The following is a 5,663-nucleotide window of genomic DNA, read 5'->3' on the forward strand; positions in this document are numbered from 1 at the left end:
GTGTTTTTTTATTAAGAAGATAAATTTTTTTCACTCTTAACACTCACCATGTCATGGTAATAGTTAATACATTACTTTGGTAACAAAAAATCAAAAACCCAATCACAGTGATAAGGTAAGAATGAGTGAATCAACCGAATTAAATATAAAAGAGTACCTTCCTGAAATTTTTGAAAGCGAAGCAGCTGGTATTCTGCAAGACCTATTTTTCACGCCAGCCCTAGCGCCTCTTATGATGTTTGCTACCGAAGCTCAAGTAGCTGTAGCAAAAAAATACATTGTTGATGTTTTCGATGAATGTTATACGGCAGGACATCTTAAAGTCCTAGGTGTAGCGGGAGAAGGTGCTCTCTATGGGTATGCGATGCTGTTCTGCCAACCCAATATGGAGCTTTACTATTGTCACAAAATTTTTGTTTACGAACAGTATCGTGGGAATGGCATTGGTAGTGATTTACTTCGCCACCTTCTTTCTCAGTCTTTTAATTTTGGATTAATTTGCTTACCTGACTTGGTGCCCTTCTACAAATCAGCTGGCCTGATCTATTCAGGTGAATTCATAACACCTCATGATGACGAATTTAAGAATGCACGTAACATGTACTTAGGGCTAAGCGTTATGAGATCAGCTGATTCAACTGCAGGATTACCTGTTTTTTTGCTCAACGACAACGACATTAGAAAAATGACAGAGCTAATTGTTAAGTGCAAAGCTTGATAAGCTGATTAGAAACCGCCCGTCTGGCGGTTTTTTTACATCTGGATTTACCATAACATCCCTTGCGACTGACGGCGGCGGGGATGAAGCTGATAGGCCACTTAGTCGCTAACTCCACAAAACCTTTTGCAGAGCGAGATACACAAGAAACGAGCTAGACGAAGGTCACTACACTCCCCGTGTTTTTTATACCCACCACGCACATTAGATTTTCATTGGATTTTTTTATTTTTTACCTTAAAAATATCTTTTTTCCGTGAGAGGGAGCATCAACGTGAAGAGAAAAAACAAGCACACACAAATTCTACAAGTTTTCACTTGGTCGTTACTCTTAATTGCCATCAAAGCATCAGCCCTTCAAAGCTGGACGCTAAGCCCACCTAGAGTGATAAGTGAGCAGGGGCGATTAGCAATAGTCTTAAGTAACTCGAATTCAGGGGGTGAGAACTTATACATAGTACCGTTAATGAACGACAGCAAGTGTAAAAATGGGGTGGTTTTCAACCCAAAGCAAGCAAACTCAGCAAGATTCAATGGCACATTGATTAAGTTGGCGGATGCTTGCGATGGCAACACTCACTATTTCTACCCGCTGACAAGTGAAGGTTCTAAGTTTCTTATTTCTCTTTTTTTAAACAGCTCTTCGGTCTACCTCTTACAAGGAGATTTCTCGGAGAATATCAGTGCGCAAGGATTCTCTGCGACTTTAAATGCCTTTAGAAGGAGTTCGAATAGCACAGGGGGATTGTAGAGATATTTTCTGGAGTTGGATCTAAAGCCATAAAACGGCTTTTTTTTACCATAACATCTCAGCGTGCACGGCCTCAGTGCTATCAAGGCTGCGTGCTCTGGCAGAGATCTCGGTAATTAACCAAAAGGAAAACACATGAAAAGCACGCTCTATCACATAGATGGCTTATTCCAGGTAGTTAGACAATATTATGTAAGCAGTTTTCCATATTCAGTCCCATCAAATGCCATCGATGTCATGAATTATGAGTTAAAACGGGAAGGTAGTAGCGCAACAATCAGGTACGTCGATAACTTGAATACTTCGTTTGAGAACCTGAGTCCTGCAGAGAACCCAGAGACTAGTTTTGAGCATAACCCAGCAGTTTCTCTGGAAGAGTATCTGGGGGAAAAGCAGGGCCGTGAAGCGTTACTTGAGGACATTAGAGCGCTGTGGATATGGCTCGTAAAAGCAGGCTATTTGTACGAGGAACGTGGAAATCACACCGCCACTGAAGAGTTACTTAGGACGTATAGACTGACGAAGTAAAAAAGTACGCGCAATAGGCTTATGTTGAAAAGGACGTGCCGGAAGAGGTCGCCCCCGGGGGCGGCCTTTTTCGCGTCTGTGGCAGGAGGATTTAACATAAAAGTGCTTTACCGCACCGCCTGAGCGGCCCTCAGCGCGTTTCTGCGCCCTGAGTCGCAAAAGAACACGTCTTACCCCCCAAAAACGGCCCAGAATCGCGCTGAGGCGTTTTACGGGGGTGAATGGTTATGCACTGGCGTGAGCGGCGGACGGTTTCAGCACGATCGGGCGCCCTGGCGGGCATTTGTCCCTGCTTTCTCCGGAATGTGCGCACAGTTCACAGAGTTTTTTTAGCGCGGAGTCCGGGGCTGTGCCATATTCATCAGGTCACGCATCCCGCCACCCTGGTGCAGTGAAAACGAAGAAGACAACTTAGCTAAACGTTTCGGAGCCTCCTGGCTCCTTTTTTTTGTCTGCTGCTCAGGGAATGCTGGTCACGTCAGCGGCGTGGGGCGCGCGGACGTGACCAGGCAAAATCCGCCTGCTGACGCTCTTCTTCCCGCAGCGCACGCTGGCGGTCTGCCTGACGCTGCGATTCGATCTGCGCCCGCGCCCGGTTCAGGACGATATGCCGGTTCGGCTGATTCAGCTTCTTGCCTGAGGCTCTCTCAGCGGCGGCAACAGCCTCGTCGAGAAATTTTTTCTCTGATGGTGTCAGGTTGGTCAGTCGCGTTGTCATAAAATCCTCCGGATAAAGATAACCCGATTAAGCCTGTCAGACCGGCGGGCAACCATGAAGTTTTGGCCGTCATCTACAACCGCCAGTCAGCCTAACGTTGGCCCGTCATAGGTTTTCTGTCGCCGTACCGGCTCAGGCTCAGGCTCCAGCGTTTTCTGGTACTGTTGCGCCCGTTCCTGCTCGATGGCGTTCAGCTGTGCGATAACCGGCGCAGCTGCTCGCTCAAGCTCTGCACCTGCCTGCTCAAGCCCGTGACGCGCTCGTTCAGCGCCGCGTTCTCCCGTTGCATAAGACCAGACATCTTCCGCCATTCCGCGAAGGCGCTCTCCCACTCGTCCAGCCTTTTCGAGTAGTCCTGATGTAGCTGATCTAATGCGCTCAGCAATTGTTTTTCCAGATCCGTCATGTGTTATTTCCCCGCCAGTATCATCCATTCCGAATTCTCGCCGTATCGCCCCGCTTCCGGGTTCACCTTCACGCAGCGGCGTCTCTCTTCCCCACAGGCCGTCAGCTGTACCCCGCTGTTCTTCTCTGACAGCACGGCCTGCGTGTTCTTCTGTGCCTGGATGGTCGTGTAGTTGTCGAGGATCTGCTGCCCCTGCCACCACAGTACGCTGCCGCTCGTCGCGATAAGCAGCACTGACACCATCACGATGGTGATCCACGTCCGCCCTACCATCCGCAGCACGTTCAGCCGGTTCGACTGCATGGCCGCGGTCATACCCCGCTCGTGGCCTCTGATGGCGTCGCTGATTCTCTGCGCGCTTGCGTTCAGTTCCGCTTTTACAGACTGCTCGTGCTCGCTGAATGCGGTTTTCAGCATCTCGTCGGTAATCTGCTGCTGCGCTTTCGATTTCTGCTCTAAGTCCTGCGCCATTGCTGAAATTCGCATCGTAGATAGCTCCCTTTAGCCGGATATTTCGCCCCCCGTCCGGGTCGGCAATGCTGATACTGCTTTTCGTGGTACGCACCACCTCAAAACCCGCGTTTTCCAGCGTCTCCGTGACGTCCTGGCGAGTGTTAAGATCCCCGGATGAGGCGAGAGTGAGCAATCCGCGCGTAATCATTTCTGCGGCCTCCTGCTTCACTTTCGGCAGCGCAGACGGCGTGACCAGCGCGCGCCGGTTTTCCGGCGCGTTCGGGTCGTGAAGCCCCAGGCTACCGTTCACTATGGTCTGCCAGGCGTCAACGCGAGGACGGTCGGCGCGATCGTAATACGGTTGCAGGCGCCTCCCGGTCAGCAACTCGGTGTTCGGAATGAGGAAGTTAAGCTCCACCCGGCCTTTGTCGGCGTGCTCAACCCACAGCACGCTGTACTGGTCCTTATCAAGACCGGGCATCAGAACGCGCTCAAAGCTCGCCATCAGCATTTCCCGCTGACCCGCCGGTAAGTCCTTTTCCGCAAACGACAGCACGCCGGAGGTGTATTTTTTCACGTAGGGCGAGGCGTCAATCAGTTCCCTGACTTCCTCCGGTTTTCCCAGCAGGACGGTCGCACCTTCTCGCTCCCTGTCCTTTCCCAGCAGATAATCTACCGGGCCTGCGCCGCCGCCGCGCCCGCGCGGGTGGAACTTAACGATCATCGTCTGCCCCCTTTTCCAGGACCGCGTGGCGGAGCTGCTCAAGCCCGGCGTCGATGGCCATCAGGGCGGCGACAATATTCACACGGTCGTGCCCGCTGCCGCTGCCGGCGTTAACCTGGCGGGCAATCTGGTTGAGGTTGTTACCCATGCCGGCGAGCTGCCGGAGCAGCGCCGGTGAGATCGAGGGGAGCTTCCCTGTGCGGGATGGTTTTTCATCCAGGCACGTCTGCCGCATCCAGGCCGCAAGCTGTTTACCGCTGCACCGCTCGAGCAGCCGCCGGTGCTCGTCTTCCGTGACCCACATCGTGAGCATTTTGCTGCGTTTTTCGGTCAATCCGGCCTCCTCATAACGCCGGGACGGACGGGAAATCTTTTCCCGGTCGGCGCGGGGTTGGACAAGCCGCCAGGCGCGGCAGTGCTTTTAGCGGGTTTCGGGGCGCAGCCCTGAACCAGTCACATAGCGCTAGCGGAGTGTATACTGGCTTACTATGGCAGATCGGAGTGGCAATCAGCAAAATTGCTTTATGTTTCAGGCGTAAAAGCAGGCATACGGGCGTAGGGAGAAAATGTCAGAGCTGGTGACGTGACGCCTCCTCGCTCACTGACTCGCTACACTCGGCCGTTCGGCTGCGGCGGGCGTTACATGCTCTGACGAGAGGCAGTAAGCAACAGAGGGAGGTATAAAGCGGGCAAAGCAAAGGATGCGGCAAGCCGTTTTTCCATAGGCTCCGCCCCCCTGACGAGTCTCACAAAAACAGTGTGTTTTCGGTACTCAAATCAGCGGTGGCGAAACCCGACAGGACTATAAAGATCCCAGGCGTTTCCCCCTGGTAGCTCCCTCGTGCGCTCTCCTGTTCCTGCCTTTCGGTTTACCGGTGTCATTCCGCTGTTATGGCCGCGTTTATCTCATTCCACGCCCGACACTCAGTTCCGGGAAGGCAGTTCGCTCCAAGCTGGACTGTATGCACGAACCCCCCGTTCAGTCCGACTGCTGCGCCTTACCCGGTAACTATCGTCTTGAGTCCAACCCGGAAAGACATGCAAAAGCGCCACTGGCAGCAGCCACTGGTAATTGATTTAGAGGAGTTAGTCTTGAAGTTATGCGCCGGTTAAGGCTAAACTGAAAGGACAAGTTTTGGTGACTGCGCTCCTCCAAGCCAGTTACCTCGGTTCAAAGAGTTGGTAGCTCAGAGAACCTTCGAAAAAGCCGCCTTGCAGGGCGGTTTTTTCGTTTACAAGGCAAGAGATTACGACTGTAACGACAAGATCACAAGAAAATCGTTTACTCAAAAAAACAAAATTGGCGCTATCTATATGCTTAAAATAAGGAAAAACAACTCTCATAGTGTTTTTTTATTAAGAAGA

The 5,663-nt window shown here is 51.7% G+C and carries 6 protein-coding genes; 3 read left to right on the forward strand and 3 right to left on the reverse strand.

Annotation, left to right across the window (positions count from 1 at the left end):
* Positions 1-121 precede the first annotated feature (121 nt).
* Together B880_RS0101640 and B880_RS0101645 are read left to right on the forward strand one after the other, a co-directional pair.
* Complete coding sequence (locus B880_RS0101640) at positions 122-718, forward strand: GNAT family N-acetyltransferase (RefSeq protein WP_017345645.1); 597 nt, start codon at positions 122-124, stop codon at positions 716-718.
* An 886-nt stretch (positions 719-1,604) separates the two neighbouring features.
* On the forward strand, positions 1,605-1,997 hold the full coding sequence (locus B880_RS0101645) for a hypothetical protein (RefSeq protein ID WP_017345646.1): 393 nt from the start codon (positions 1,605-1,607) through the stop codon (positions 1,995-1,997).
* Between the two features lie 478 nt (positions 1,998-2,475).
* Here B880_RS0101645 and B880_RS0101650 read toward each other — a convergent pair whose 3' ends face one another.
* The 3 genes from B880_RS0101650 to B880_RS0101660 form a co-directional block, all read right to left on the reverse strand.
* On the reverse strand, positions 2,476-2,715 hold the full coding sequence (locus B880_RS0101650; protein ID WP_017345647.1) for a hypothetical protein: 240 nt from the start codon (positions 2,713-2,715) through the stop codon (positions 2,476-2,478).
* Positions 2,716-2,801: 86 nt separating this feature from the next.
* On the reverse strand, positions 2,802-4,298 hold the full coding sequence (mbeA, locus tag B880_RS27280) for a plasmid mobilization relaxase MbeA (RefSeq protein WP_017345648.1): 1,497 nt from the start codon (positions 4,296-4,298) through the stop codon (positions 2,802-2,804).
* Complete coding sequence (locus B880_RS0101660; RefSeq protein ID WP_026042365.1) at positions 4,288-4,611, reverse strand: MobC family plasmid mobilization relaxosome protein; 324 nt, start codon at positions 4,609-4,611, stop codon at positions 4,288-4,290. Before B880_RS0101660 ends, mbeA begins: the two co-directional genes overlap by 11 nt.
* A gap of 649 nt (positions 4,612-5,260) precedes the next feature.
* On the opposite strand from B880_RS0101660, the gene B880_RS25770 reads away from it, so the two are divergent.
* Positions 5,261-5,374 carry a replication initiation protein gene (locus B880_RS25770; protein WP_071524359.1) on the forward strand — a complete coding sequence of 38 codons (114 nt, stop codon included), beginning with the start codon at positions 5,261-5,263 and terminating at the stop codon, positions 5,372-5,374.
* Positions 5,375-5,663 lie beyond the last annotated feature (289 nt).

It is taken from the genome of Pantoea sp. A4 (assembly GCF_000295955.2).
Lineage (GTDB): Bacteria > Pseudomonadota > Gammaproteobacteria > Enterobacterales > Enterobacteriaceae > Pantoea > Pantoea multigeneris.